This window comes from Streptomyces sp. NPDC052236, from assembly GCF_044548015.1.
Lineage (GTDB): Bacteria > Actinomycetota > Actinomycetes > Streptomycetales > Streptomycetaceae > Streptomyces.
The window spans coordinates 60,021-85,814 of the sequence record NZ_JBIUBL010000025.1 but is presented as its reverse complement, the minus strand read 5'-3'; the positions used below and the strand labels follow the sequence as shown (position 1 = coordinate 85,814).

General features: G+C 70.1%; 30 protein-coding genes and 1 pseudogene. 19 read left to right on the top strand and 12 right to left on the bottom strand.

The genetic code is table 11. The features are described from left to right. Window positions 1-29: 29 nt before the first annotated feature. Window positions 30-2,162 (bottom strand): ABC transporter permease, encoded by a 2,133-nt coding sequence (locus ACIHCQ_RS33095; RefSeq protein WP_399670768.1) that lies wholly within the window; start codon window positions 2,160-2,162, stop codon window positions 30-32. Further along, window positions 2,156-2,881 carry an ABC transporter ATP-binding protein gene (locus ACIHCQ_RS33090; protein WP_399670765.1) on the bottom strand — a complete coding sequence of 242 codons (726 nt, stop codon included), beginning with the start codon at window positions 2,879-2,881 and terminating at the stop codon, window positions 2,156-2,158. The genes ACIHCQ_RS33095 and ACIHCQ_RS33090 overlap by 7 nt, the downstream gene beginning before the upstream one ends. Window positions 2,882-3,003: 122 nt before the next feature. Here ACIHCQ_RS33090 and ACIHCQ_RS33085 point away from each other — a divergent pair, with 122 nt between their 5' ends. Next, window positions 3,004-4,119 carry a DUF2786 domain-containing protein gene (locus ACIHCQ_RS33085; protein ID WP_399670762.1) on the top strand — a complete coding sequence of 372 codons (1,116 nt, stop codon included), beginning with the start codon at window positions 3,004-3,006 and terminating at the stop codon, window positions 4,117-4,119. Here ACIHCQ_RS33085 and ACIHCQ_RS33080 read toward each other — a convergent pair. Both ACIHCQ_RS33080 and ACIHCQ_RS33075 read right to left on the bottom strand, forming a co-directional pair. Beyond that, entirely contained in the window at window positions 4,112-4,363 is a 252-nt protein-coding gene (locus tag ACIHCQ_RS33080) for a DUF397 domain-containing protein (protein WP_399670758.1), read from the bottom strand. The two genes, ACIHCQ_RS33085 and ACIHCQ_RS33080, sit on opposite strands and share 8 nt — an antisense overlap. A gap of 1 nt (window position 4,364) precedes the next feature. Further along, window positions 4,365-4,622 (bottom strand): annotated as a pseudogene (locus ACIHCQ_RS33075) (Scr1 family TA system antitoxin-like transcriptional regulator); the annotation flags it as partial. A gap of 97 nt (window positions 4,623-4,719) precedes the next feature. On the opposite strand from ACIHCQ_RS33075, the gene ACIHCQ_RS33070 reads away from it, so the two are divergent. After that, on the top strand, window positions 4,720-5,055 hold the full coding sequence (locus tag ACIHCQ_RS33070; protein ID WP_399670755.1) for an ArsR/SmtB family transcription factor: 336 nt from the start codon (window positions 4,720-4,722) through the stop codon (window positions 5,053-5,055). Window position 5,056: 1 nt separating this feature from the next. Beyond that, a complete protein-coding gene (locus ACIHCQ_RS33065) occupies window positions 5,057-5,746 on the top strand; it encodes a cation transporter (protein ID WP_399670752.1) in 690 nt (229 codons plus the stop codon). A 96-nt stretch (window positions 5,747-5,842) separates the two neighbouring features. Here ACIHCQ_RS33065 and ACIHCQ_RS33060 read toward each other — a convergent pair whose 3' ends face one another. From ACIHCQ_RS33060 to rpmB, 3 genes are read right to left on the bottom strand one after another with little or no spacing between them, the layout of a single operon-like run. Beyond that, the gene (locus ACIHCQ_RS33060) at window positions 5,843-6,310 is read right to left on the bottom strand and encodes a hypothetical protein (RefSeq protein ID WP_399670749.1); all 468 of its coding nucleotides are present in this window, start codon (window positions 6,308-6,310) and stop codon (window positions 5,843-5,845) included. A 25-nt stretch (window positions 6,311-6,335) separates the two neighbouring features. Continuing rightward, on the bottom strand, window positions 6,336-6,641 hold the full coding sequence (gene rpsN / locus ACIHCQ_RS33055; protein ID WP_399670746.1) for a 30S ribosomal protein S14: 306 nt from the start codon (window positions 6,639-6,641) through the stop codon (window positions 6,336-6,338). After that, window positions 6,641-6,877: a 50S ribosomal protein L28 gene (gene rpmB / locus ACIHCQ_RS33050; RefSeq protein ID WP_399670743.1), complete on the bottom strand. Its 237-nt coding sequence runs from the start codon at window positions 6,875-6,877 to the stop codon at window positions 6,641-6,643. The genes rpsN and rpmB overlap by 1 nt, the downstream gene beginning before the upstream one ends. Before the next feature lie 73 nt (window positions 6,878-6,950). On the opposite strand from rpmB, the gene rpmG reads away from it, so the two are divergent. From rpmG to ACIHCQ_RS33025, 5 genes are all read left to right on the top strand, one after another. Next, window positions 6,951-7,115, top strand: coding sequence for a 50S ribosomal protein L33 (gene rpmG / locus ACIHCQ_RS33045; RefSeq protein WP_399670740.1), 165 nt, complete (start codon window positions 6,951-6,953; stop codon window positions 7,113-7,115). Window positions 7,116-7,123: 8 nt separating this feature from the next. Next, complete coding sequence (locus ACIHCQ_RS33040) at window positions 7,124-7,372, top strand: type B 50S ribosomal protein L31 (protein ID WP_399670737.1); 249 nt, start codon at window positions 7,124-7,126, stop codon at window positions 7,370-7,372. Beyond that, a complete protein-coding gene (locus ACIHCQ_RS33035) occupies window positions 7,369-8,541 on the top strand; it encodes a CobW family GTP-binding protein (protein ID WP_399670734.1) in 1,173 nt (390 codons plus the stop codon). The genes ACIHCQ_RS33040 and ACIHCQ_RS33035 overlap by 4 nt, the downstream gene beginning before the upstream one ends. 1 nt (window position 8,542) lies before the next feature. After that, the gene (rpsR, locus tag ACIHCQ_RS33030; protein WP_399670731.1) at window positions 8,543-8,788 is read left to right on the top strand and encodes a 30S ribosomal protein S18; all 246 of its coding nucleotides are present in this window, start codon (window positions 8,543-8,545) and stop codon (window positions 8,786-8,788) included. 228 nt (window positions 8,789-9,016) lie between these two features. After that, complete coding sequence (locus ACIHCQ_RS33025) at window positions 9,017-9,250, top strand: DUF397 domain-containing protein (protein ID WP_399670927.1); 234 nt, start codon at window positions 9,017-9,019, stop codon at window positions 9,248-9,250. Between the two features lie 73 nt (window positions 9,251-9,323). Here ACIHCQ_RS33025 and ACIHCQ_RS33020 read toward each other — a convergent pair whose 3' ends face one another. Then, the gene (locus tag ACIHCQ_RS33020) at window positions 9,324-9,836 is read right to left on the bottom strand and encodes an ATP-binding protein (RefSeq protein ID WP_399670728.1); all 513 of its coding nucleotides are present in this window, start codon (window positions 9,834-9,836) and stop codon (window positions 9,324-9,326) included. A gap of 317 nt (window positions 9,837-10,153) precedes the next feature. Between ACIHCQ_RS33020 and ACIHCQ_RS33015 the strand changes: the two genes are divergently transcribed. From ACIHCQ_RS33015 to ACIHCQ_RS33005, 3 genes are all read left to right on the top strand, one after another. Further along, window positions 10,154-11,017: a helix-turn-helix domain-containing protein gene (locus ACIHCQ_RS33015; RefSeq protein WP_399670725.1), complete on the top strand. Its 864-nt coding sequence runs from the start codon at window positions 10,154-10,156 to the stop codon at window positions 11,015-11,017. Window positions 11,018-11,107: 90 nt separating this feature from the next. Then, window positions 11,108-12,568, top strand: a complete 1,461-nt coding sequence (locus ACIHCQ_RS33010; RefSeq protein WP_399670722.1) for an aldehyde dehydrogenase family protein — start codon at window positions 11,108-11,110, stop codon at window positions 12,566-12,568. Between the two features lie 120 nt (window positions 12,569-12,688). Beyond that, complete coding sequence (locus ACIHCQ_RS33005) at window positions 12,689-13,240, top strand: DinB family protein (RefSeq protein ID WP_399670719.1); 552 nt, start codon at window positions 12,689-12,691, stop codon at window positions 13,238-13,240. A gap of 298 nt (window positions 13,241-13,538) precedes the next feature. Here ACIHCQ_RS33005 and ACIHCQ_RS33000 read toward each other — a convergent pair whose 3' ends face one another. Continuing rightward, a complete protein-coding gene (locus tag ACIHCQ_RS33000; protein ID WP_399670716.1) occupies window positions 13,539-14,186 on the bottom strand; it encodes a bleomycin resistance protein in 648 nt (215 codons plus the stop codon). 84 nt (window positions 14,187-14,270) lie between these two features. Here ACIHCQ_RS33000 and ACIHCQ_RS32995 point away from each other — a divergent pair, with 84 nt between their 5' ends. The 5 genes from ACIHCQ_RS32995 to ACIHCQ_RS32975 all read left to right on the top strand — a co-directional run bounded on the left by ACIHCQ_RS32995 (window position 14,271) and on the right by ACIHCQ_RS32975 (window position 19,107). Continuing rightward, window positions 14,271-14,912, top strand: a complete 642-nt coding sequence (locus ACIHCQ_RS32995; RefSeq protein ID WP_399670713.1) for a PadR family transcriptional regulator — start codon at window positions 14,271-14,273, stop codon at window positions 14,910-14,912. A 77-nt stretch (window positions 14,913-14,989) separates the two neighbouring features. Next, entirely contained in the window at window positions 14,990-15,967 is a 978-nt protein-coding gene (locus tag ACIHCQ_RS32990; RefSeq protein WP_399670710.1) for an ATP-binding cassette domain-containing protein, read from the top strand. Beyond that, a complete protein-coding gene (locus ACIHCQ_RS32985) occupies window positions 15,964-16,788 on the top strand; it encodes an ABC transporter permease (protein WP_399670707.1) in 825 nt (274 codons plus the stop codon). Before ACIHCQ_RS32990 ends, ACIHCQ_RS32985 begins: the two co-directional genes overlap by 4 nt. A gap of 137 nt (window positions 16,789-16,925) precedes the next feature. Beyond that, window positions 16,926-18,251, top strand: a complete 1,326-nt coding sequence (locus ACIHCQ_RS32980) for an exo-alpha-sialidase (RefSeq protein ID WP_399670704.1) — start codon at window positions 16,926-16,928, stop codon at window positions 18,249-18,251. A gap of 94 nt (window positions 18,252-18,345) precedes the next feature. Continuing rightward, the gene (locus ACIHCQ_RS32975; RefSeq protein WP_399670701.1) at window positions 18,346-19,107 is read left to right on the top strand and encodes a MerR family transcriptional regulator; all 762 of its coding nucleotides are present in this window, start codon (window positions 18,346-18,348) and stop codon (window positions 19,105-19,107) included. Window positions 19,108-19,172: 65 nt separating this feature from the next. Here ACIHCQ_RS32975 and ACIHCQ_RS32970 read toward each other — a convergent pair whose 3' ends face one another. Continuing rightward, window positions 19,173-19,538 (bottom strand): YbjQ family protein, encoded by a 366-nt coding sequence (locus tag ACIHCQ_RS32970; protein ID WP_399670698.1) that lies wholly within the window; start codon window positions 19,536-19,538, stop codon window positions 19,173-19,175. Between the two features lie 200 nt (window positions 19,539-19,738). On the opposite strand from ACIHCQ_RS32970, the gene ACIHCQ_RS32965 reads away from it, so the two are divergent. Beyond that, window positions 19,739-20,455 carry a DedA family protein gene (locus tag ACIHCQ_RS32965; protein ID WP_399670695.1) on the top strand — a complete coding sequence of 239 codons (717 nt, stop codon included), beginning with the start codon at window positions 19,739-19,741 and terminating at the stop codon, window positions 20,453-20,455. A gap of 15 nt (window positions 20,456-20,470) precedes the next feature. Here ACIHCQ_RS32965 and ACIHCQ_RS32960 read toward each other — a convergent pair whose 3' ends face one another. Together ACIHCQ_RS32960 and ACIHCQ_RS32955 are read right to left on the bottom strand one after the other, a co-directional pair. Further along, on the bottom strand, window positions 20,471-22,129 hold the full coding sequence (locus tag ACIHCQ_RS32960) for a threonine/serine exporter ThrE family protein (RefSeq protein ID WP_399670692.1): 1,659 nt from the start codon (window positions 22,127-22,129) through the stop codon (window positions 20,471-20,473). Between the two features lie 216 nt (window positions 22,130-22,345). Continuing rightward, window positions 22,346-22,840, bottom strand: coding sequence for an inorganic diphosphatase (locus ACIHCQ_RS32955; protein WP_018959738.1), 495 nt, complete (start codon window positions 22,838-22,840; stop codon window positions 22,346-22,348). Between the two features lie 234 nt (window positions 22,841-23,074). Here ACIHCQ_RS32955 and ACIHCQ_RS32950 point away from each other — a divergent pair, with 234 nt between their 5' ends. Next, a complete protein-coding gene (locus ACIHCQ_RS32950; protein WP_399670924.1) occupies window positions 23,075-24,544 on the top strand; it encodes a D-alanyl-D-alanine carboxypeptidase/D-alanyl-D-alanine-endopeptidase in 1,470 nt (489 codons plus the stop codon). A gap of 98 nt (window positions 24,545-24,642) precedes the next feature. Then, window positions 24,643-25,773, top strand: coding sequence for a zinc-dependent metalloprotease (locus ACIHCQ_RS32945; protein ID WP_399670689.1), 1,131 nt, complete (start codon window positions 24,643-24,645; stop codon window positions 25,771-25,773). Window positions 25,774-25,794 lie beyond the last annotated feature (21 nt).

The following is a 25,794-nucleotide window of genomic DNA, read 5'->3' as shown; positions in this document are numbered from 1 at the left end:
GCGTACGCGCGGGGTCGATCACGCGCCGATCAAGCCCGCGTAGCCCGCCACGCCGACGGCAGCGCGCCCACCACCGCGACCAGCGCGCAGACCCCCGCCGCCGCACCGGCCGTCCCCCACGGAACCGCCACCGTCACCGGCGCGGACACCGAGGCGAGCGCGGCCCCCACCCCCGCCAGGTTGACGGCTGTCACCGCCGCGCCGAGCACCGTGCCGATCACCACCGCGAGCAGCGTCTCGCCCGTGACGACCCGCAGGATCTGTGCCCGGGTCGCGCCCGACAGCCGCAGCGAAGCGAGTTCGCCGGTCCGTGCCGAAGTGGCCATCAGCAGGGTGCCCGCGAGCGCGATCGCCGTATAGAGGAGGGCGATGCCGAGGACGACGAGCATCCCGAGGCGGGTATGCGCGCTGGTACGGGGATGGGTGGCGGCGGCCCACGCGTCGAGGGTCCGCACCGTCCCGCCGCTGCGCTCGCGAAGCTCGCGCCGAAGAGACTCCGCTTCGGCGCGCCCCAAACCCACACCCACCCGTACATCCATGCGGTCGATCTTCGCCGAGGGCGCGTTGGCGGCGGTGACGTACGGTCCGTTGCTGCCGGTCCCGACGGCCAGTACGGCGACGATCCGCAGCGAGACCGGGCGGCCGTCGCCGAGCCAGACGTCCACCGTGTCGCCCACCGTATGGCTGCGCCACTCCTCGTTGACGACGATCGAACGGTCGTCGAGGTCGCCCAGCTCACCCGCGACGACCGGCAGCCGCGCCAGCTCCGCGAAGGCGGCCGGGTCGGCGACCGCGCGGGCCTCCGACCGTACGAGGGCGGTGTCGTCCTCCCGTACGAAAACGGCCGTGGCCGCGGAGGCGGAGACAGTGGCCCCCGCCAGCTCGACGGGCCGCAGATCCTCGCCGGTCACGACCAGCTGCGCGGCGGTCTGCTCGCGCGCCTCGGCCGCCTTCGCCTCCGTCACCGACGCCGCGCTGCCGAGCAGCGAACCGGCCAGCGCTACGGTGACCAGCACGGGCGCGGCCACCGCTGCCGTACGGCGCACAGCCGCCGCGGTGTTCTCCCGTACGAGCATCCCGATGGCCCCGGGCAGCGGCAGCAGCCGGGCCGTACGGCGTACGAGCAGCGGCGCGAGCAGCGCGACGGCGGTGATCAGAACCATGGGCTGGGTGGTGTACGACTTGCGCTTGAGCAGGCCGGACGGGTCGGTCGCCAGTGTCCAGACCAGCAGCCCCACGCCGCCCAGCAGCAGCGCGGCACCCGCCAGCCGCCGCCCCGGCGGCATCGCGTCGGTGTCCACATCCGCCTCGCGCAGCGCCTCGACAGGCCCGATCCGCCCGGCCCGGCGCGAAGCGGCCCACACCCCGGCGAGCGCCACCAGCAGCCCCGTCCAGAACGCGACATGGAACGGCCAGGCGGCCTCGCGGATCGTGAACCACCCCGGGGCCACATCCCCGTCGACCAGCAGCCGGGCGAGCCGCGGCGCACCCCACGCGCCGAGCACACACCCGGTCGCCGAGGCGAGCGTGCCGACGACGAGGGCTTCGGTCAGCAGCAGCCGACGCAGCTGACCCGGCGTCGCGCCCGCCGTGCGCAGCAGCCCGAACTCCCTTCTGCGCAGCGCCACCGCGAAGGCGAACGTCGACGCGACGACGAAGACGGAGACGAAGGCGGACACGCCACCGGCGGTGCCGAGGAGGGAGTTGACTGCGACGAGGGCCTCGGCGTCGCGCTCGGGCTCGGGGTCGGCGCGCCGGCGGTCGTCGCCGGTGAGGACGTGGCCACGGTCGCCCACAACCTCACGTACGGCGGCGACCCGAGCATCCACACCGACGGCATCCAACCCCCCTCGCCGCACCACGGGCCCGAGGGAGGCCAGCTCCCGCACCAGCCCGGCGTCCAGACGATGCGGATGGGCGAGCTTCTTCGAGATCTGCCGGGTCGAAGGACCGCGCCGCACCTCGACGGTGAGGGTGTCCTTGCCCATCACGACGACCGGCGATGACGCGAACCGCTGCGGCGCACGTTCGGGGGCGTCGAAGGTCGAGCCGATGCCGAGCCCCATGGCGGCCAGCAGCCCGACGCCGAGCGCCAGGGCGACGAAGCTCGCGAGGAAGGTGGCCCAGCGGGCGCGCAGCGCGGTGAGTGCGACGGTCAGCACGCCACAACCTCCAGCCCCGCGAGCTCGGCCGCGACCCGCCCGGCGGTCGGCGCGACCAGCTCCCCGCCGACCCGCCCGTCGACGAGGAAGACGACCCGGTCCGCGTACGACGCCGCCACCGGATCATGGGTGACCATCACGATCGTCTGCGCTTCGCGGTCCACCAGCTCCCGCAGCATGACCAGCACGTCTCGGCTGGTCCGGGTGTCCAGCGCCCCGGTCGGCTCGTCACCGAAGAGCACGGCGGGCCGCGTGATCAGCGCCCGCGCGATCGCCACGCGCTGCTGCTGCCCGCCGGACAACTCCCCGGGCCGGTGTCTCGTCCGCCCTTCGAGCCCCACCCGGGCCAGCGCCTCCCGTATCTCCGCACGCACGGGCCGACGGCCCGCCAGCCGCAACGGCAGGGCGACATTCTGCGCGGCGGTCAGCGACGGAATGAGGTTGAACGCCTGGAACACAAACCCGACCCGCTCCCGCCGCAGCAGCGTCAGCCGCCGCTCACTCAGCCCGCCCAGCGCGATCCCGTCGATCTCGACGGCCCCGGACGTCGGCCGGTCGAGTCCGGCGGCGCACTGGAGCAGCGTCGACTTCCCGGACCCGGAGGGCCCCATGACGGCGGTGAAGGACCCGCTGCGGAAGTCGAGATCTACGCCGTCGAGGGCGACGACTTCGCGATGCAGGCGGCGGAGGGCGGTGAGCCGTACGGTGGTGGTGTTCATGCCTCCACGCTCCCGTTTCCCGGAGCGGAGATCACGACCACTGGGGGGCATGTGGGGGGTAGGGCCTGCCATACCCCCCGCCTGGGATCATTGGTACGAACACGCCCAGGAGGAGGAGCCCCGTGAGCACGGTCGAGAAAGCCCTGTCCGCAGCGTTGTACGCGGACGGGCACGAGGGCATCGACACGGGCGCGTCCCTGCTGGCCGCCGACCCGTCCGCCGACGCCGAACTGCGACGGCGCGGCGAGGAGTTCGTACGCCGTGCCTGGGAGCGCGGCTGGCAGCCCGCGGATGTCGTACGGCTTGTCCGCCGCGACCTCGGCGAGGCGCACGAGCGGCTGCTTGCGGAACTGATCGAGAGCGAGAGCGCCCGGTACGCGCACCTCGCCCCGCGCTGGCAGGCTCAACTCACGGAGCTGAAGCCCTCGGCCCCTTACCGAGCCGACCGCTTCTCGTACGCCACGACAGTGCTGGAGCTGTACGGGCTACTCGCCCGCCTTCCCGCGATCGAGCCGGTCGCCCCGCCCCCCGGCGCCCCCTTCACCGCGCCGCCCTCCCCGCACGAGCCGCGCATGCTCACCCGCATCCGCGCCCTGCTCGCCAAGGCGGAGGGCACGGACTACCCGCAGGAGGCGGAGGCGCTCACCGCGAAGGCGCAGGAACTGATGGCCCGTTACAGCATCGACGAAGCCCTGCTCGCGGCCCAGACCCACCGCCCGGACACGCCCGCGGCCTGCCGCATCGGCGTGGACACCCCGTACGAAACGGCGAAGGCGATCCTGCTCGACGCGGTCGCCTCCGCGAACCGCTGCCGCGCGGTCTGGAACAGCGCCTTCGGCTTCTCGACGGTCGTCGGCTTTGCGGGCGACCTGGACGCGGTGGAGCTGCTCTACACGTCACTCCTGGTCCAGGGCACCACGGCGATGACCCGCGCGGAGGCGACACAGCGCGCGGGCGGCCGAAAGCGTACAAAGGCCTTCCGCCAGTCGTTCCTGATGGCGTACGCCAGCCGCCTCGGCGAACGCCTGGCGGCGGCGACGGAGAGCGTGACGGCGGCGGAGGACCTGCTGCCGGTACTGGCATCGAGGGACGTGGCGGTCACGGACCGTACGGAGCGGATGTTCCCGGAGACGACGAGCACGAGGGTGCGCGGGGCGACGGACCTGGCGGGCTGGGAACACGGCACGACGGCGGCGGACGGCGCGCAGATGCCGAGGGCGTACCCGCGGATTACTTGAGGGCGGAGATGAAGGGGGCCCAGGAGTGGGCGGGGATGAGCAGGACGGGGCCGTGGGGGCGTTTGGAGTCGCGGACGGGGACGATGCCGGGGATGTTGGCGACCCCAAGGCGTTCTCCGCTGGTGGCATCGCTGTGGTTGCTCTTACGCCAGCGGGCCGCACCGGGGAAATCCTGGGCGACCTCGACACAGAGCCCGCCCTCGCCGTTGGTGTAACTGTTCTTGCGGCAGGTGACGGAGCTCAAATCAACGTGAGTGCTTGCCGTTTCGATAGTCCTCAGCCGCTGCCTCGATCATCTTTAGGGACGCCTCCGGCGGCAGCGCGGCGGCCCGGAGCCGGTTATAGGCGTTCATGTACTGCCTCACGAGTCCTGGATCGTCGATGATCTGGCCGCTGTACATGCCCTCGGTGTACATGAGCGGTGGGGCATCGTTAAAGGTCAAGAACCTTGTCGTGCCCATCACGAAGGGGTGCGCCCCGGCGTTCCACGGAAGGATCACAAGACGACGGGCCGCGAACCGCCAAGGTCCGCGGCCCGCTCCACCGCGCCCCATGGATGCAGGAAAGGATGAATTCAGGTTTTCGTGTACTGTCGGCGATGTGCTGACTCTCGCTCCCGACATCGAGGTGCTGGCGCGGTTCGGCCGCGCCCTCGCCGACCCGATCCGCTGCCGTATCCTCCTCGCCCTGCGCGAGGCACCGGCCCATCCCGCCGACCTCGCCGACGCCATGGAGATCTCCCGGACCCGGCTGTCGAACCACCTGGCGTGCCTGCGCGACTGCGGCCTGGTCGTCGCCGTGCCCGTCGGCCGCCGCACCCGCTACGAGCTCGCCGACGAACGCCTCGGGCACGCGCTGGACGATCTGCGCACCGCCGTGGTGGCTGTCGAGGCCGACAAGACCTGCCTGGACGCGGATGAGAAGGGCTGCTGCTGAGATGACCGCCGGGATACCCATCGGCATAGGCTCGGCCCCGGCCCGCCGGGACGTCCTGACTCGCCGGATACGGCTGCTGGTCGCGGCGACGATCACCTACAACGTCATCGAGGCGGTCGTCGCGATCACTGCCGGGACGATCGCCTCCTCCACCGCGCTGATCGGCTTCGGCCTGGACTCGGTCATCGAGGTCTCCTCGGCCGCGGCGGTCGCCTGGCAGTTCTCCGCCCGTGAGCAAGCTGTGCGCGAAGTGCGGGAGAAGACCACCCTGCGGATCATCGCGGTGTCGTTCTTCGTGCTCGCCGCGTACGTCACCTTCGACGCCGCCCGCGCGCTGGCCGGCACCGGCGAGGCCGAACGCTCCATCCCCGGCATCGTCATCGCCGCGTTGTCCCTGGCCGTGATGCCGTTCCTGTCGGCCGCCCAGCGCAAGGCGGGCCGCGAACTCGGCTCCGCCTCGGCGGTCGCCGACTCCAAGCAAACCCTGCTGTGCACCTATCTCTCCGCCGTGCTCCTCGTCGGACTCGTACTGAACGCCACCCTCGGCTGGTCCTGGGCCGACCCGATCGCCGCCCTCGTCATCGCCGTCATCGCTGTCAAGGAAGGCCGCGACGCCTGGCAGGGCAAAGGCTGCTGCGCGGCCCCCGCCGCCACAGCGGGCTGCCGCGCCGGTTGCGACTGCTGCGGCTGAACCCGACGCCCTCAAAACCCGCGCCCGCGCCACACGGCAACGGGCCGCGAACCCGTCAAGGTCCGCGGCCCGCAATCGACGCAAGTCGGCCAGGCGTCAGGGAGTAGGCAGCCCCGACGGGAGGCCCGGCGGAAGCGCGCCCGCCGCGGACTTCGAGAGCGTGTCCTTCGCGCCGGCGTCCCAGGAGATGACCAGGCTCTTGTCAGTGCTGGACTCGATCGTGCCCATCGTGCGGTCCGTGTTCCCGTCCGCGCACTTCAGCGACAGCATCAGCTTGCCGTGGTCCGCCACCTCGCCCGTGCACGCGTGCCCGTCGGCGAGCAGCACCACCTTCGTGCCCGTGACGGCGAGGTCGATCGACTTGCCGTCGCTCGTCTTGCCGGACCACGCGCCCTCGATGCTCGCGGAGCCCGTTTCCGCTCCCGAGCCCGCCGGTGTGGCCGAGGCCTTGTCCGAGGCCGAGTCGTCGCCGTCACTGCCGCAGCCCGTCAGCGCGAGTGCGGCGACAAGACCCGCCGCGGCCACTGACATACGTACGCGCTTGTGCACTGATCTGTCCCCCATGTCGCGGTTGCAAGACCGCGCCAAGTTACCAGGAGGACTTGCGCACCCCCGGCAGGAATCCGGCGTGGGCCTGCTCACGCAGCCGCACCCTGGACAGGCCGAATTTCCGCAGGTGGCCGCGCGGACGGCCGTCCACGCTGTCCCGGTTCCGTACCCTCGTCGCGCTCGCGTCGCGCGGCTGACGTCGCAACTCGCGCTGCGCCGCGAACCGTTCGTCCTCGCTTGTGCCCGGCCTGCGGATGATCTCCTTCAGCTCCGCCCGCCGCGCCGCGTACCGCTCGACCACGACCTTGCGCCGCTCATTGCGAGCGATCTTGCTCTGCTTCGCCATCAGACTTTCACCCCGCGGGCACGGATCCGGGCCACGGCCGCCTCGATCCCGATCGTGTCGATGGCCTTGATCGCGCGGGCGCTCAGCGTGAGCCGGACATGGCGGCCCTCGCTCGGCAGCCAGTAGCGCTTGCGCTGGATGTTGGGGTTGAACCGGCGGGACGTACGCCGGTGCGAGTGGGAGATGTTGTTGCCGAAGCCCGGCTGGGCGCCGGTCAGCTGGCAGTGCGCGGACACGAGTGATGCACCTCTCATTGGCGGTCTCGATCGGCCCATTTGGTAATGGAAACCATTTCCATATACTAGCCCCATGGCTCGCAACGAACTCCGCCCGATCGTCAAACTCCGCTCCACCGCGGGCACCGGCTTCACCTACGTGACCCGCAAGAACCGCCGTAACGACCCCGACCGCATGACGCTGCGCAGGTACGACCCCGTGATCCGCAAGCACGTCGACTTCCGAGAGGAGCGCTGAGCCGCTCTATGAAGCCCGGCATTCACCCTTCGTACGGCCCCGTCGTCTTCCGCGACAAGGCGGCCGACTTCGCCTTCCTCACCCGCTCGACCGCCACCAGCGAGAAGACGGTCGAGTGGGAGGACGGCAACACCTACCCGGTCGTCGATGTCGAGATCTCCTCGGCGAGTCACCCCTTCTATACGGGGACGGCGCGCGTGCTCGACACGGCAGGACGCGTGGAACGCTTCGAGCGGCGTTACGGAGGCCGGGGATGACGCAGCCCCATGAGCAGGCCCATGAGCGGCCGCATGAACTGGCGGTCGTCATCGTCGGCGGACTGCACTCCGACGCCCGCAGGGCCACCGTCGAGCGGCTGCTCGCCACCGTGCCCGGCAGCGTCGCGCTCCACCACGACCTCTCGACCGCCGTACAGGGCACGGTCGTACGCACCGTCCGCGACGCCCTCGGCGTCCGTGACACCGGTGAGACGCCGCTGGTCAACGACTGCGCCTGCTGCGCGCTCCGCGAGGACCTGGTACCGGAGCTGACGCGCCTCGCGGCCGGCGGCTCCGCGCGCCTCGCGGTCGTAGAACTGTGGGACTCCGTCGAGCCCAAGGTGATGGCCGAGGTCATCGAGGCCCACGGCGGCGACGGCCTCACCGTGACCGCGGTGATGACCGCCGTCGACCCGGCCCTGCTACTGCCGTACCTCGGCAACGGCGACGACCTGATCGACGCCGGGCTCGCTGCCGCCGCCTCCGACCAGCGCACGGTCGCCGACACCTGGGCCCGCCAGCTGGAGTACGCGCCTGTGCTCGCCGTGGTCGACAGCGAAGAGGCCGACGACGAGGACCGCGCGCTGCTGGCCCAGCTCCATCCGACCGCACGGCAGGTCGCCGTCTCTGGGCCCGGACTGGCCGTCGCCGCGCTGGCGGGGTTCGACGTCAGGGCGGCAGCCGCCGCGCAGCACCCGGCGTGCGCGCTGCTGCCGCAGGACGCGGACGACCGCGGGGTGGCTACGTACGTCTGGCGCCGCCTGCGCCCCTTCCACCCGGAGCGGCTCTACGCGGCGCTGGAGGACCTGACCTGCGCGGCGGCCCGCAGCCGGGGCAGGTTCTGGCTCGCCGACCGGCCCGACACACTGCTGGCCTGGGACGCGGCGGGCGGGGCGCTCTGCGTCGAGAGCGCGGGGCCGTGGCTCGCCTCGCTGCCGGACGCCGCCTGGGAGCTGGTCGAGCCGGTACGCCGGGCAGCTGCCGCACTGGACTGGCATCCCGAGCACGGGGACCGCTGCCAGCACCTGGTCTTCATTTCGCCCGGTCTGGACCGCGACGGGATCGAGCAGCTCCTCGACTCCTGCCTGCTGACGGATGCCGAGTACGCCGCCGGGCGCGACGCCTGGAAGCTGCTGCCGCCCGCCTTTGATTCCCTCCTGGAGGTCTGACATGCCCCGCCGCCCCGATCCGCGCAGCAAGCCCGTCAAGTCCCGGCCCAACCCGCTGGACCAGGCGAAGATCACGTACATCGACTACAAGGACACCGATCTGCTGCGGAGGTTCATCTCGGACCGAGGCAAGATCCGCAGCCGCCGGGTGACGCGGGTGAGCGCCCAGCAGCAGCGGAAACTGGCGCGGGCGATCAAGAACGCTCGCGAAATGGCCCTGCTGCCGTACTCATCGATCGGCCGCTGAACCGTAACCGGTCGTAAGCGGACCGGAATCAGTCCGAACAAGGGAGCCAAACGGGCCCGGGGCACGTCTTCTAGGGGAGTGCTGGAGAAGCTGTTGCCGTCGTGGTGACCGGAGTTGTAACCAAGGGACCACTGCGCGTGCACGTGCATTTGCTCATGCAGTGGCACGTGAAACACAGCTATGATCCGGGACAGTTGACCCATGCATCTTGTCTCCCGGGAGCTACTCGTGCACCACGCGTACAACGGCATGGCGGCCACGGAGCTTCATGGGGTCGTCTGGCAGAAGAGCAGGCACAGCAACTCGCAGGGTTCCTGCGTGGAGTTCGCCAAGCTGCCCGATGGGGATGTGGCGATGCGCAACTCACGGCACCCCGACGGACCCGCCCTGGTCTACACGCCCGCGGAGATCGAGGCGCTGCTTCTGGGCGTCAAGGACGGGGAGTTCGACCATCTGATCTGAGGTGGCCCGGGCGCGGGCCGATTCCCCGGCCGGTCCGGTGGACCGGCCGGGGAATCGGCCGTCGGTCTCTGGCTCAGGTCTGGCCCAGGCGGAACAGCGCCCAGACGACCTTGCCCTGCAACGCCCCCGCCAGCGGGTGCCAGCCCCAGCTGTCGCTGAAGGAATCCACCAGGAACAGTCCCCGGCCCGACTCGGCCGCGCCACAGGGGTCGGGAAACTCAATGTCGTCGCCGTCGCCGTCGCCGGGGCTCTCCTGGCTGGGGTCGCGCACCGCGCACACCAGCCGGCTCGTCCAGTGCATCAAGTGCAGCCGTACGGGCGGCTGGTGGGTCTCCCGCTGACCCTCGGCGGGCACCGCGTGCCGTAGCGCGTTGGTGACGAGTTCGGAGACGACCAGCGCGACATCGTCGAAGCGATCGGTCAGTTCCCACTGGCCCAGCGTCGACTTGGTGAACTGCCGTGCCCCGCGCACCGCTTCGTAGTGTGCGGGCAGCGCGCACGAGGCAGAGCTCGAAGCCGCGGCGGGATCTATAGGAGGAAGCCCTTGCCTTAACGGCTCAAGCATGGTCGATCCATTCATCCCCATGCGAGGCACTCCCGGAAATCGCGGCTGTGACGCTGGAACACGAACGAGCACGCAGGTGCGCGAGGACCATGGTTCCCAATGCGTAGAGCAGATGCAAGGGCAGATGCACGTGCAGGCGCCGGACCTGTCCGATCACATACCGGTTCTTTACCTTTTCTTCCATCAAACTCTTTCGCCCCGCCCGGCGAGCCTTCTCATCTCCGTAACCGAACGAGTACGCGCTGAAAGCGTTTTGATGGCAGAATCCGGCCCTTGAGGGTCGGGGGCAACCCAAACCATCAAGTAGTGATGTAGCAGCGACGAGGAGGGTTGGGGTCGTGACCGCAGGCGAGTCGAGCGGGTCAGTAGTGCGGCGCATCCTTTTGGGTTCCCAGCTGAGGCGGCTGCGAGAATCGCGTGGCATCACCCGCGAAGCCGCCGGGTACTCGATCCGCGCATCAGAATCCAAGATCAGCCGCATGGAGTTGGGACGGGTGAGCTTCAAGGCGCGGGACGTCGAGGATCTGCTGACGCTCTACGGGGTCGCTGACGAAGCGGAACGCGGATCGCTGCTGGGGCTCGCCAAGGAGGCCAATGTGGCCGGATGGTGGCACAGCTACGGCGACGTACTTCCTGGCTGGTTCCAGACGTACGTGGGCCTGGAGGGCGCCGCATCACTCATCCGTATTTATGAAGTGCAGTTCGTGCACGGCCTGTTGCAGACCGAGTCGTACGCACACGCCGTCGTCACACGCGGCATGCCCGGCGCTTCGCGGGCCGAGATCGACCGGCGCGTCGCGCTCCGGCTGGAGCGCCAGAAGGCGCTGGTCTCCGAGCGGGCGCCGCGCTTCCACGCCGTACTGGACGAGGCGGCGCTGCGCCGCCCGTACGGTGACAGGGCCGTGATGCAGGGCCAGTTGAGGCACCTCATCGAGGTGTCCGAGCAGCCGAACATCACGCTTCAGATCATGCCGTTCACCTTCGGCGGGCACGCGGGCGAGAGCGGCGCGTTCACGATGCTGCGCTTCCCGGAGTCGGATCTGTCCGACGTCGTATACCTGGAGCAGCTCACCAGCGCCCTGTACCTCGACAAGCGCGAAGAGGTCGCCATGTACGAGCGGGTGATGGAGCGGCTCCACCAGGACAGTCCAGATCCGGCCGAGAGCCGGGATCTTCTCCGGGGGCTGCTCCAACTGATGTGAAACATCAGTACGATGACGGGAAACCGGACATCCGTTTGGAGGCTGTCTCCAGTCGTCCTCTGCTCACCTCTGCGGTAAGGAATCGGATCAATGTCGTCCCTCTTCACCGAGCTGGCCCACCAGTACATCGACGGCGAGTGGAAGCCCGGCGACGGCTCATGGGACATCATCGATTTCAATCCGTACGACGGGGAGAAGCTCGCGTCGATCACGATCGCCACGGCCGACCAGGTCGACCAGGCCTACCGCGCCGCCGAACGCGCGCAGGTCGGCTGGGCCGCGACCGATCCGAACTCCCGCCGGCTGGTCTTCGAGCGCGCGCTGCGCGTCATAGACGACCGTGAGCAGGAGATCGCCGAGGCGATCATCGCCGAGCTCGGCGGCACCCACCTGAAGGCGGCCTTCGAGCTGCGCCTCGTCAAGGAATTCCTGTGCGAGGCGATGCAGCTGGCGCTGCGGCCCGAGAGCCGGATTCTGCCCTCGCCGGTCGAAGGCAAGGAGAACCGTATCTACCGTCTCCCGGTCGGCGTCGTGGGTGTCATCAGTCCGTTCAACTTCCCCTTCCTGCTGGCGATCAAGTCCGTCGCGCCCGCGCTGGCGCTCGGCAACGGTGTGGTGCTCAAGCCGCACCAGAACAGCCCGATCTGCGGCGGGTCGCTGGTGGCCAAGGTGTTCGAGGAGGCGGGCCTGCCCGCGGGCCTGCTGAATGTCCTGATCACGGACACAGCCGAGATCGGCGACGCGCTGCTGGTGCACCCGGTGCCCAAGGTGATCTCCTTCACCGGCTCGGACAAGGTGGGCCAGCACGTCGCCACCGTCTGCGCGCAGCAGTTCAAGCGCATCATCCTCGAACTGGGCGGCAACAGCGCGCTGATCGTGCTGGAGGACGCCGACCTCGACTACGCCGTGGATGCCGCCGTCTTCAGCCGGTACGTGCACCAGGGCCAGGTCTGCATGGCGGCCAACCGCGTTCTGGTGGACCGGCGGGTGGAGAAGGAGTTCACCGAGAAGTTCGTCGCCAAGGTCAAGACGCTGAAGGTCGGCGACCCGGCGGACCCGCAGACCCACATCGGCCCGCTCATCAACTCCAAGCAGGTGGAGGCGGTGACCACGCTGGTCGACCAGGCGGTCGGGGCCGGGGCCACCGCGCTGCTGCACGGCACGGCCGTCGGTAATCTGGTGAGCCCGTCGGTGCTGACGGACCTCGCGGCCGATTCGCCGTTGCTGTCGCAGGAGATATTCGGGCCGGTGGCGCTGCTGGTGCCGTTCGACGGGGAGGACGAGGCGGTCAGGATCGCCAACGACACTCCGTACGGCCTGAGCGGCGCCGTGCACACCGGCGACATCGAGCGCGGTGTGCGGATCGCCCAGCGGATCGAGAGCGGCATGATCCACATCAATGACGGTACGGTCCACGACGAGCCCACCGTGCCTTTCGGCGGCGAGAAGCACTCCGGCAGCGGGCGGCTGAACGGCGAGTCGATGATCGAGGCGTTCACCACCCAGAAGTGGATCTCGATCCAGTACGGCCGCTCGCGGTTCCCCTTCTGATCTCGTCTCGTCCTTCCTTGCGGACAGAAGCTGACCGCAAGGGTCCGTAGCTTGGTTGTTGTCGGAGCAGGACGGCAACGGCAATGGCGACCCAGCCAAGCTCGGAAGGCGGACACCATCATGGTCACTCACGTTCCCGCAGAGGCTCACGGCGACGAGCGCGGCGCGCTGCTCGCCTTTGTCGAGGCACAGCGCGGTGCGCTCCGCCGCTCGGTGCTCGGACTGGCGGAGGAACAGGCGGCGAGCCGCCCGAGCGCGAGCGAGCTCTCGCTCTCCGGCCTGCTCAAGCATGTCGCCGAGACGGAGCTGAACTGGCTGCGGATGGCCCAGCAGCGGCCGAACGAGAAGGCGCGCACCCAGGAGACCTGGAGCGACAGCTTCCGCCTCGTCGAGGGCGAGACAATCCCGGAGATGCTGGCCTTCTGGGAGTCGGTGGCCAAGGAGACGGAGGAGTTCATCGCCTCGGTGCCCAGCCTGAACGACACCTTCCCGCTGCCGCCCGCGCCCTGGTTCCCCAAGGACGGCGCGGTGTCGATGCGCTGGCTGCTGGTGCATCTGGTCGAGGAGATCGGCCGGCACGCGGGCCACGCGGACATCATCCGCGAGTCGCTGGACGGCAAGGGCGCGTTCGACCTGGTGGCTGAGGAGCAGGGCGGCGGCAGCTGGGGCTAGGGCGTGTTTGAGAAGTCCCTCCCCCTGGACTTCGTCCGGTGGGGGGCCCCTGGGGGCACCTCCCGTGCGAAGCCACGGGGGAGAAGCCAGGGGAGGACCCCCAGCCCCGCGACGCCTGGCACGCGCACTCGCGGTGTTGCACGCGCACTCGCGGTGTTGTCGGAGTCGCCCAATTACTCCCCCAGAGCTTCGCCTGGGGGTGCCCCCACCGCCTTGCGATTGCACGCACCAGACGCCGCAGGGCCCGCCCTTCGGGCGGACGGCGCTACTTCAAAACACGCCCTAGCGGCAGCTGGGATCAGTCGGCGAGCGTGACCGCCGCGGCCCGCTCGCGCAGACGAGCCGCGGCCTCGTCGTCGTAGAGCCGGTGGGCGATCTCCGCGCGCAGCTCCAGCAGCTGTACGAGCTGCGCCGGGGTGGGCCGCTCGTCCTCCAGCGCCAGCACCCGGTCCAGGATCTTCGCGGCGCCCGCCGGATCCTCCTTGGAGTCGGCGAAGAGCGTCGCCTGGTGCAGGGCGCGCGCGAAGGTCTCCTTGGGCGCGGGCCGGTGGTGCAGGTCCTCGCTGATCTGCTGGCCCACGCGGATGCAGTTGCCGCCCGGGTCGCTCAGCAGGAACTGCCGCACCCCGTAGCTCGTGTCCTTGAGCTGCCCGATCCTCGGCAGACCGCGGGTCGGGATCTTTCCGTACGCTGCCTTCAGGCCCGTCCGGAACGACTCGTACAGGCCGTCGACGTCGTCCGTGAGGACGTAGCAGGTGGAGAGCGAGGCGGCGGGGTCGTGCTTCTTCATCCCGAAGAACTGCAACTGGATACCGCCGCGCTCGACCACGCCGTACGGATTGGGGCTTTTCTGGTGGAAAGTTACCTCGAAGCCGAGTGCGGTGTAGAAGTCGAGTACGGGCTGAAGGGTCTGGCAGGGCAGGATCGGAACTGTCTTCTCGGTCATGACGACTAATCTAGTCAAACTTGAATAGAAGCAGTGGCAATGCAGTGACAACGCAGTGGCAATCAGGAGAACTGAGGTAAGCGGATGTCTGCGATCCGGCTGCTGGTCCTGGGGGCCGTACGCCAGCACGGGCGGGCGCACGGCTACCAGGTCCGCAACGATCTGGAGTACTGGGGCGCGCATGAGTGGTCCAACGCCAAGCCCGGCTCGATCTATCACGCGCTGAAGCAGATGGCGAAGCAGGGCCTGCTGCACGCGCATGAGATCGCGCCGTCGACGGCCGGTGGGCCGCCGCGTATTGAGTACGAGCTCACCGAAAGTGGCGCCGAGGAGTACTTCGGCCTGCTCCGCACGTCGCTGACCAGCTACGACCAGAAGATGGACTACCTCTCGGCGGGGCTCGGCTGCATTGTCGACCTGGGCCGGGAGGAGGCTGTGGCGCTGTTGAAGGAGCGGGTGCGCGGCCTGGAGGCGTGGCGTTCCGCGGTCACGGAGTACTACACGCCGGAGGAGGGGCCCGAGTCGCTCGGGCACATCGGCGAGATCATGAACCTGTGGGTGTCCTCCTCGGACTTCGGGGCGGAGTGGACGCGGGGCCTGATCCGGCGGATCGAGGGCGGGGCGTACACCTTCGCGGGGGAGGGTGAGCCCTTTGTCGGCGTGCTCGCGGAGGGCGAGAAGAACCCGTACGCGGCGGGCAGGCCGCGTGAGGAAGATCAGACCTAATCAAGTTTGACTAATCGCGCTCACTGGTCTACTTTGGCGACCTAGTCAAATTTGACTACCTGTTTTTGGGGGAGTGTATGCCGGACGCGATCGTCGTAACGGGCGCGCATAAGCGGTACGGGGAGAAGAGCGCCCTGGCCGGGCTGGACCTGGTGGTGGAGCAGGGCACGGTGCATGGAGTTCTCGGGCCCAACGGTGCGGGCAAGACCACCGCCGTACGCGTCATGGCGACGCTGCTGAACCACGACGAGGGCGTGGTGCGGGTCGCGGGCCACGACGTACGGACCGAGGCGGCCGAAGTACGGCGGCGGATCGGGCTGCTCGGCCAGCACGCGGCGTTGGACGAGAAACTCAGCGGCCGGCAGAACCTGGAGATGTTCGGGCGGCTGTACCACCTGGGGGCGCGGCGGGCCGGCGTACGGGCGGACGAGCTGCTCGAACGGTTCGGGCTCGCGGACACCGGGCGCAAGGCGGTGCTGCAGTACAGCGGCGGGATGCGCAGGCGGCTCGATCTGGCGGCCTCGCTGATCACCGAGCCGGACGTGCTGTTCCTGGACGAGCCGACGACCGGTCTTGACCCGCGCGGGCGGGCCGAGGTGTGGGGCGCGGTGCGCTCACTGGTCGGCGGCGGCACGACCGTACTGCTGACCACGCAGTATCTGGAGGAGGCCGATCAGCTGGCCGACCGGATCTCGGTGATCGACTCCGGGCGGGTCGTCGCGGACGGCACGGCCGACGAGCTGAAGGCGAAGGTCGGCGGCGACCGGATCACTGTCGTCCTGCATGACGCGGCCGAACTGGCGGCCGGCGCGGCGGCGTTGGCGCGCGCGGTGGGAGTTGGTGGCGCGGGCGCGGGCGCGGGCACGGCCGCGGGCACGGTCGACATGGACGAGGACAGGCGGTTGATCAGCGCGCCGGTGGCGGACCGGATGGCGGCGCTGATCGCGACCGTACGGGAGTTTGAGGCGGTCGGAATCAAGGCGGAGGACATCGCGCTGCGCCGTCCCACGCTGGACGAGGTCTTCCTGCATCTGACGAAGGAGGTCGCGGCATGAGTACGAACCTGAGCGTGCGTACGAATATGGGCGTGCGGACCGGTACGAGTCTGGGCTGGGCGCTGGCCGACTCCTGGACCATGACCCGGCGCGAACTCGCCCACTGGGCGCGACAGCCGGTGGCGGTCGTCGTCGGTCTGGTCTTCCCGGTGATGCTGCTGCTGATGTTCGGCTATCTGATCGGCGGCGGGCGGGGCGTCGAGGGGGCGTACGTCGGCTATCTGGTGCCCGGCATGCTCGCGCTGACCATGGCCTTCGGCCTGGAGTCCACGATGCTGGCGGTCACCCAGGACCTGGGCAAGGGAGTCATCGACCGGTTCCGCTCCATGCCGATGGAGTCCTCGGCGGTGCTGGTCGGGCGAAGCGCGGCGGACATGCTTCAGTCGGCGCTGGGCCTGGCCGTGATGATCGGGGTCGGCTACGCGATCGGGTGGCGCTGGGACGGCTCGTTCGGCGGCTTCCTGGGAGCCGTGGGGGTGCTGCTTCTGCTGCGGTTCGCGATGCTGTGGATGGGGATCTACCTGGCGATGGTGGCGGGCAAGCCGGAGATGCTGCAGGCGGTGCAGATCCTGGTCTGGCCGATCGGCTTTCTCTCCAACGCCTTCGCGTCGCCGGAGTCGATGCCGGGCTGGCTGGGCGCGGCGGTCGAGTGGAACCCGATGTCGGCGACGGCCACGGCGGTACGGGACCTGTCGGGCATCCCGGTGGGCGACTCGTGGGCGGCGGAGCATGCCGGGCTGATGGCGGTGGCGTGGCCGGTGGCGCTGGTGGCGGTGTTCTTCCCGCTGGCCGTGCGGCGGTTCAGGCGGCTCAGCAACTAACTCGTTTGGAATTACCTCCGCATGGAGCGGAACCCGAAGCCGGTGGGCGGTGTATCAGAGGCAGCACGGTCTTCCGTGCGGGTCGTCTGAAGGCAGGGGGAAGCTTCATGCGCGGGTGTGCGGGGACGGGCGCGGGGATGCCCGGGTTTCTGGCGGCGGCGCTTGCGGCGCTGCTCGCGGTGTTGCTGGCGGGCTGTTCGGCGGACGGGCCGTCACCTCCGCCGGGCGGGGGCGCTGTCCGGGGCGCGGACAAGGGTCAGGAGCCTGTCGGGACCGGGACCCGGGACGGGAACGGGGACGGGGACGGGGACGTGGACAGGAAGGGGAACCGGGACAGGGACGGGGACAGGGACGGGAAGGGGGACGGGAAGCGGGAGCGGGGGCGGGCGGTTCCGCTGCCCCGCATACCGTCCTCGCCGGGGCTGCCCGGCTGGGCCCACGAGGTGCGGTTCGCCGCCGACGGCAGCGGTTTCGCGCTGCTCGCTCAATGTGTGCCGGAGGACCCGGCAAAGTCGGTGAAGGCCTTCTGCAAGCAGTACGTCGCGGTGCTCGACCGGGGCGCCGCCTCCTGGGTCCTGCGCCGCTCGCCGCTGCCCGACGTGCACGGTGACTCGGGCATCAGCGCGGAACTGCAGGTCCTGGGCCCGGCCCGCGCCTGGATCAGGGAGCACGGCGAGACGCAGCGCCGCCGTACCTGGTTCACGGCGGACGGCGGCCGGTCCTGGCGGGCCGGCGACTGGAAGGCGCACGGCACGGTGACGGCGATACCGAAGGGCGCGGTGCTGTCCACCGAGTGCGTGTCATCGGCCGACCCCGAGGAGCAGGAGTGCACCCGGCACCGGATGGCGGTGCTCTCGCCCAAGGACGGGCGGCGCTGGTTCCTCGCGCAGGGCCCGCCGCTGGACATGGCGCCGGTCTACGCGAGTGCGGCAGAGCCGGACGGCTCCTGGTGGGTGTCGGGCAGAGACCCGGCCTCCGGCGCGGTGGCGGTCGCGGTCTCGCGTGACTCGGGCCGGCACTGGGCGGTCAGCCCGTTGCCGAGTCCGACAAAGAAGCCCGCCCGCGAAGTGGTGGTCTCGGTCGGCCAGGACGCGGTCTACGCGGCGGAAACCGGGAGTCTTGATCCCGACGACGTGAAGAACGGGCTGCGGGCCCTCCACCGCTCGCTCGACAGAGGCCGCACCTGGGAGCGGATGTGGACGACGGGTCCCGAGCGGGAGCCCCGGACGCTGCTCGGCCACGTGGTGCCCGGGCGCGGCGGCGACCTTGTGCTGTACGGGGAGCAGGACGTCTACACCAGCAAGGACGGCGGGCGCACCTTCGAGCAGACGGACTTCCGTTCGGGGTACGTCATGCGGACCCCGCTGGGCTTCATGGCGGTCGACAGCCGCTGCGAGTACCGGATATCCCCGGACGGCGTGCGGTGGACGGTGTTCCGGCTGGCCTGCCAGAACCAGCCCTGAAACGACAATGCGAAGGACAACGTGGGCTTGCACCTCACGTGGCGTGAGGACCCAGGCTGAGGCGCGTACCGAGAAAACGAAGGAGCGGACGGCGATGAGCTACTCCGTGGGACAGGTCGCCGGGTTCGCCGGAGTGACAGTGCGCACCCTGCACCACTACGACGAGATCGGACTGCTCTGCCCGAGCGGGCGCAGCCACGCGGGCCACCGGCGTTACGAGGACGCCGACCTGGACCGGTTGCAGCAGGTCCTCTTCTACCGGGAGCTCGGCTTCCCGCTCGACGAGGTGGCGACGCTGCTGGACGACCCGGACGTGGACCCGCAGGAGCACCTGCGCCGACAGCACGAGTTGCTCTCTGGCCGGATCGCCAAACTACGGCAGATGGCCGCCGCCGTCGAACAAGCCATGGAGGCGAAGAAGATGGGCATCAACCTCACGCCCGAGGAGAGGTTCGAGGTCTTCGGGGCCAAGGACCCCGAGCAGTACGCAGAGGAGGCCGAGCGCCGCTGGGGCCACACCGCCGCCTACGCCGAGTCGCAGCGGCGGGCCGCCGGCTACACCAAGGACGACTGGAAGCGCATGCAGGAGGAGGTCTCTGACTGGGGGACACGCTACGAGGCGCTGATGGCGGCCGGTGAGGCGCCGGCAGGCCGGGGGGCCATGGATATGGCCGAGGAGCACCGGCTCCACATCACCAAGTGGTTCTACGAGTGCACCTATGAGATCCACACCTGCCTTGGCGAGATGTATGTGTCCGACGAGCGCTTCAAGGAGTTCTACGACTCCATGAGGGCGGGTCTGGCCGAGCATCTGCGGGACGCGATCCTGGCGAACGCGCAGCGCCACAGCGGCTGAGTACGCCTCCGTTCCGGCGCGCGTCTCAGCCCTGATCGCTCAGCCCTGATCTCTCAGGCATGCGCTCAGACGCGGGTCAGGACCACCGCCGTGCCGTACGCGCAGACCTCCGTGCCCACATCCGCCGCGTCCGTCACATCGAAACGGAACATCAGCACCGCGTTCGCCCCGCGCGAGCGCGCTTGCTCGATGAGCCGCTCCATCGCCTGGTTGCGCGTCTCGACCAGGGTCTTGGTCAGCCCTTTCAGCTCGCCGCCGATCATCGACTTGAGGCCCGCGCCGATCTGGCTGCCCAGGTGGCGTGAGCGCACGGTCAGCCCGAACACCTCACCGATCACCTGCTGCACCTGAAATCCGGGTACGTCGTTCGTAGTGACGACCAACACGTCGGCACCGACAGCCTGTCCGCCGCCGTAGTCCTCGATGCTCATCCGCGCCCGCCTTTCCTCGGTCTTTCCTCGGCTCTTCCCCGACGCACAGCTTTGTCCCAGTCCCAGCACAGTGCATCCCCAGTGGGCCGGTGGAACGTGGGGTACGGCCAATCCGTTGATAACTTGGCGGGTAGCTTGGAGCGGCGGCCTACCACGCCGATCGACGAGCGACCGACTATCGACTCAGGAGCCCGGACTTCGTGACTACCCTTGCGCTCGGACCGAGCTGGCTGGACCCGGACTATCTGATCGGGACCTTCGGCCTGATCGGCGTCCTGGTCATCGTCTTCGCCGAGTCCGGCCTGCTCATCGGCTTCTTCCTGCCGGGCGACTCGCTGCTGTTCACCACCGGCCTGCTGGTGACCACCGGGAAGCTGGACGACCTGCCGCTGTGGGCGGTGTGCACCCTGGTCGTGCTCGCCGCGATCGCCGGTGACCAGGTCGGCTATCTCTTCGGGCGCAAGGTGGGCCCCGCCCTCTTCACCCGCCCCGACTCCAGACTCTTCAAGCAGGAGAACGTCGAGAAGGCGCACGAATTCTTCGAGAAGTACGGCCCGAAGTCGCTGGTCCTGGCCCGGTTCGTGCCCATCGTCCGTACGTTCACGCCGATCATCGCCGGTGTGAGCCGGATGAACTACCGCTCGTTCATCACGTACAACGTCATCGGCGGCGTGCTCTGGGGAGCGGGCGTGACGCTGCTCGGCGCCGCACTCGGCAATGTCGAGTTCGTTCACGCGCACATCGAATCGATCCTGCTCCTGATCGTGCTGATCTCGGTCCTGCCGATCGCGATCGAGTTCCTGCGGGCCCGCTCCAAGGGCAAGAAGGCAGCTGCCGCCGCCGGACCGGTCGCGGATCTGCCTCCGGGCCCGGATCTGCCTCCGGGCCAGCGTGGTGGCCGCCACGCCAAGCGCTGACCGAACGGGATCGCCCTAGAAGCCGCGCGTCCGCTTGGCCGCGCGGCGCTCGGTCGGCGCCGGCGCCTCGGTGCCCGGCACCCGCAGGAACAGCCGGGAGATCTCCCCGCCCAGGTTCACCCCGATCGCGATGGCCAGCGCCAGGGCCGCCGCCTTGGACAGTGAGGCGAGGCCCGCGTTCAGGTTGTTGCGGGCGATCTCCAGCAGCCCGAAGTACGTCGCGCTGCCGGGCAGCAGCGGCCCGATCGCGGCCGTGACGTACGGCAGGGCGGACGCGAACCGGTAGCGCGAGAGCACGTGCCCGAACAGGCCCACCAGACCGGCCGCCGCGGCCGTCGCCGCTACCGGCGAGGCGTTCGCGGTGTCGGCGAGCGCCCCGTACACCACCCAGGCCACTCCGCCGTTCAGCGTCACCAGCAGCACGGTGTTACGTTCCTGCTGAAGCAGTACGGCGAAGCACAGCGACAACCCCATAGCCGCCAGGGTCTGGATCACCGGCCGTTCCACGCTGTGGATGGCGGTCTCCGGATTGAGACCCGCGTCCAGCGCGACCCCGAGATACAGCACCATCAGCACCCCGAAGACGATGCCGACGACGAGATAGCCGACTTCGAGGAGCCGGGCGGCGGCGGTGATGTAGAAGCCGGTGAGCCCGTCCTGCACACCGGCGACCAGCGCCCGCCCCGGGATCAGCGCGAACAGCCCACCGGTGATCACCGCGGAGGCGCGCAGGTCCCACGGTGTCAGCGTCAGCGCCACACCCATCGCGGCCGACGGCATGGCCGCCGCCACGAACTGGTAGAACTCCGGCAGCCCGCGCCCCGCGCACAGCCACGCCAGCCGGTCGCCGAGCATCGCGCTGACCGCCGCCGCTAGGAACACCAGCAGATCACCGCCCACCAGCACGGACGCCGATCCGGCCAGCAGACCGCCGGCCGAGGTGAGCGCCCAGCCGGGGTACGGGTGCCGGTTGCGCCGGATCTCCGCGAGGCGGCGGTAGGCCTCCTCCAGGGAGACGTCGGCCTCCTCCGAACTGATGTCGTGGACCAGGCGGTAGACCGCCGCCAGCCGGGTGTAGTCGGTGCCCCGCCGTCGTACCGTCCGGTTCGCGGTCACCGGGTCGTCGACGAGCGAGGGCTGGTAGGTGATCGACAGCAGGGTGAAGGTGACGGTCGGCTCGCAGCGGTCCAGGCCGTACGACCGGGAGATGGCGAACATCGCCGCCTCGACGTCCTCCGCGCCCTCGCCGCCCGCGAGCAGCAGCTCGCCGATACGCAGTGTCAGGTCCAGCACGCGGGGTACGGCAGGGCCACCGTCCTCCTGCCGCTGCACCACCTCCAGGACCGGCCGCTCGCTGACCGGAATGCGCAGTATCTCCCGCATCCGGTGCTGCCAGGGCGTGTCCTTGGTGAGCCGGACGAGCGGGACGCCCTGCCCGGGCGTGAAGGCGGGTGGCGAGTGCTTGGCGCTGTAGGTACGGGGCGGGGCGAACGCGGAACCCTCCGGCTCGGCCGGCGTCTCGGTGCCGATTCCCTGCGGAACGGAGAACTCCGAGGTCGGCTGATCCTCCTCGGGGGCCTCCGGCTGACCCACCCCGACCGGTGGGGAGAAGGCACTGTGCGCCTCGTCGGACTGAGGCTTCCGGTCGTCCGGACCCTCCCGCTCCGCCACCACTTCGCTGTCCTCGCTCCTTCTGGCCTCTGGGCTCTGGGCTCCCTCTGGGCCGCTCGCATGTTCCCGGGTCACCCAGTATGTGCATGGACGCGCGGACACACGCGAGCGGGCGGCACACCCCGGAGGGTGGGCCGCCCGCACACGAGCAACTCAGCGGCGCGTCAGTGCCCCGTCAGTACCGCGCCAAAATCGCGCCAAAATCGCGCCAGAACCGCGTCAGTGCGCGCCGCCCTGGGCCTCAAGGCGCTTGTAAGACGCCTCGATCTCCGCCTCGGCCTCCGTGCGGCCCACCCAGTCGGCGCCCTCGACGGACTTGCCGGGCTCCAGGTCCTTGTAGACCTCGAAGAAGTGCTGGATCTCCAGGCGGTCGAACTCCGACACGTGGTGAATGTCGCGCAGGTGCTCCACTCGGGGATCGGAGGCCGGCACGCACAGCAGCTTGTCGTCGCCGCCTGCCTCGTCCGTCATCCGGAACATGCCGATGGCGCGGCACTTGATGAGGCAGCCGGGGAAGGTCGGCTCGTCGAGGATGACCAGCGCGTCCAGCGGGTCGCCGTCCTCGCCGAGGGTGTTCTCGACAAAACCGTAGTCGGCCGGGTAACTGGTCGAGGTGAAGAGGCGACGGTCCAGGCGGATCCGACCCGTCTCGTGGTCCACCTCGTACTTGTTCCGCGACCCCTTCGGGATCTCGATGGTGACGTCGAACTCCACGGGTGGCTCCTCCATGATCAACACATACGTCTGGTGATTAAGTGTCCCTCACGCAGGTGTCTGATCGCGAAAGGGGGCTGGTGCGAGGTGCCGGAGGTCAGGTCGTGGCACACATGGCGGTCGTGGCGGACATGGCGCGCCTGGCTGACGCGGCAGCTGTCGCAGGCGTGGCAGACCTGGCGAACACGGCCGGGGCAGCCGTCGCGGGCGTGGCAGCTCCCCGCGGGCGCCGCCGTGGCCGGCCTCGCCCTCGCCGCCGGGGCGGTGGCCGCGGCCGGCCCGTGGGACTCCGGCCAGCGTAAGGCCGAGAGGGAGTGGGCAGCGGCCCGTGGCGTCGCGGGTGGCGCACATCACCGCGCGCCCGCGCCCACGCGCCCGGGGCCCGTTGCCGCGCCCGCGCCTGTGCCCGCGCCCAGCGCGCCCTCCGTGCTCGCCGCCTGGGACGCGGCGGGGACCGCCAAGGCCACGGCCCCGGCGACCGCCCCCGGCCACCTGGCCAAGCAACTCGCCACGAAACTCGCCCCGCTCCTCGCCGATCCGGCCCTCGGCGGATCTCCCGCGGCATCGGTCGTCGACGTCGCGACCGGCACGCAGCTGTACGGGATGAGGACCGGGGCACCCATGACCCCGGCCTCCACCACCAAGATCGCCACGGCGGTCGCGGCCCTGTCGGCGCTCGGCCCCGACCACCGCGTACCGACCACTGTCGTCTCGTCCAAGGACGGCAAGGGGCTCACGCTGGTCGGCGGCGGCGACGCCACCCTCGACATGGCCGCCCTGGGCACACTCGCCGACCGTACGGCGCGCGCCCTGCGCGACCTCGGGGTGACCACGGTGCGCCTGACGTACGACGCTTCGCTCTACAAGGGCCCGGCGCTGCACCCCATCGGCCCCAACCCGAACCTCGCCCCGGTCAGCGCGCTGATGGTGGGCGAGGGCCGCCTCGACCCCAAGTCCACCGGGGCGGCGGACCGCAGCGGCGACCCGGCGGGCGACGCGGCCCGCGCCTTCGACCGGCTGCTCGGCGAGCGAGGAATCGATTCCCCCGGCGCGCCCGTTGCCGGTCGGCCCGCCGCCGGGGCCACGCCCGTCGCCAAGGTCCTCTCCGCCCCGCTTCCGGCGCTGGTCGAGCGCGCGCTGACCAGCAGCGACAACGACATCGCCGAAGCCCTCGCCCGGCAGACCGCGCTGGCGAGCGGCGAGGAGGCGAGTTTCGCGGGCGCCGAGCGGGCCATCGCCCGGCAACTGACCGGCCTGAAGCTCCCGTTGCCCCAAGCCAAAGCCAAAGCCGGTACTGGTACTGGTACCGGCATTGGCCCCTTTGCCCCGACCGGTCCCCTCAGCGGCGCCCGCTTCGCCGACGGCAGCGGCCTGAACCGTACGGACAGGCTCTCCGCGGGCCTGCTGACCGCTTTGCTGGCCCGCGCCGCCGACCCGGCCCACCCCGAACTGCGCCCGGTCCTGACCGGCCTGCCCGTCGCGGGGTTCAGCGGGACCCTCTCGACCCGGTACGGCGCCACCTCGCCCGCCACCGGCCTGGTCCGCGCCAAGACCGGCACGCTCAGCGGCGTCAACACCCTGGCCGGCACGGTCGTGACCCCGGACGGGCGCCTTCTGGCCTTCGCGTTCCTGGCCGGAAACACCACGTCCCGGGACGGAGCGCAGTCCGCCCTCGACAGGCTGGCCGCCGCCCTGGCGTCCTGACCCGGCTGGGCGCGCCCCGGCGAAAACCGGCGCTCTGCGCCCAACGGGCCGCCGCCCACACCTCACCGCCGCCGGAGCCGACAACGTACGGTTGACGCATGACGAGCATCAGTGGTGCCGAGATGGTCGACTGGAACCTCGCTGTGGCGACCGCGACCCGCTTTGTGCGGCCGGGCCCCGAGGTGAGCAAGGAAGAGGCGCGTGCCGTCGTCGCCGAGCTCCGCAGGCATGCCAAGGCCTCCGAGGAGCACGTGCGGGGATTCACCCGGATGATCCCGGAAGGGTCCGAACCACAGGACACCCCTGTCCTCGTGGTGGACCGGGCGGGCTGGATCAGAGCGAACGTCGCGGGCTTCCGCGAGCTGCTCAAGCCGCTGCTGGACAAGATGCGCGAGCGCCGCCCCGGTGGCCCCGGCGGCGCGGTGCTCGGCGCGGTCGGCGGCAAGGTGACCGGCGTCGAGCTGGGCATGCTGCTGTCGTTCCTGTCGTCGCGGGTCCTCGGACAGTACGAGACGTTCGCCCCCGCCACCCGCGAGCTGCCCGCAGGGAGCAACGGCGGCGGACGGCTGCTTCTGGTCGCCCCCAACATCGTCCACGTCGAGCGGGAACTGGAAGTGGACCCGCACGACTTCAGGCTCTGGGTCTGTCTCCACGAGGAGACCCACCGCACCCAGTTCACCGGCGTGCCGTGGCTGCGCGACCACCTCGAAGGCGAGATCCAGTCCTTCCTGGGCGAGACGGACGTCGATCCCATGACCGTTCTCGAGCGGTTCCGGGAGGTTGCCCAGTCGCTGGCCGGCGCCCGTCCCGAGGGCGAGGAGGACGAGGGCGGACGCTCCATCGTCGAGCTTGTGCAGACCCCCGCCCAGCGCGAGATCCTCGGCCGCCTGACGGCAGTGATGTCCTTGCTGGAGGGCCATGCCGACTTTGTGATGGACGGCGTAGGACCCGAGGTCGTGCCGTCCGTCGCCGAGATCCGGGAGAAGTTCCAGCAGCGCAGAGCGCGTGGCGCGAGCCGCCTCGACCAGGCGCTGCGCAAGCTCCTGGGACTCGACGCGAAGCTGCGCCAGTACCGCGAGGGCGAGCGTTTTGTGCGTTCCGTGGTCGATGAGGTCGGGATGGACGGTTTCAACCGGGTCTGGACCTCCCCGAACACCCTCCCGACCAAGGGAGAGATCGCCAAACCAGCGGACTGGGTCGCGCGGGTGCACCGTAAATCCGAGTCGTGAACGAGTGACAGCCGACGGCAG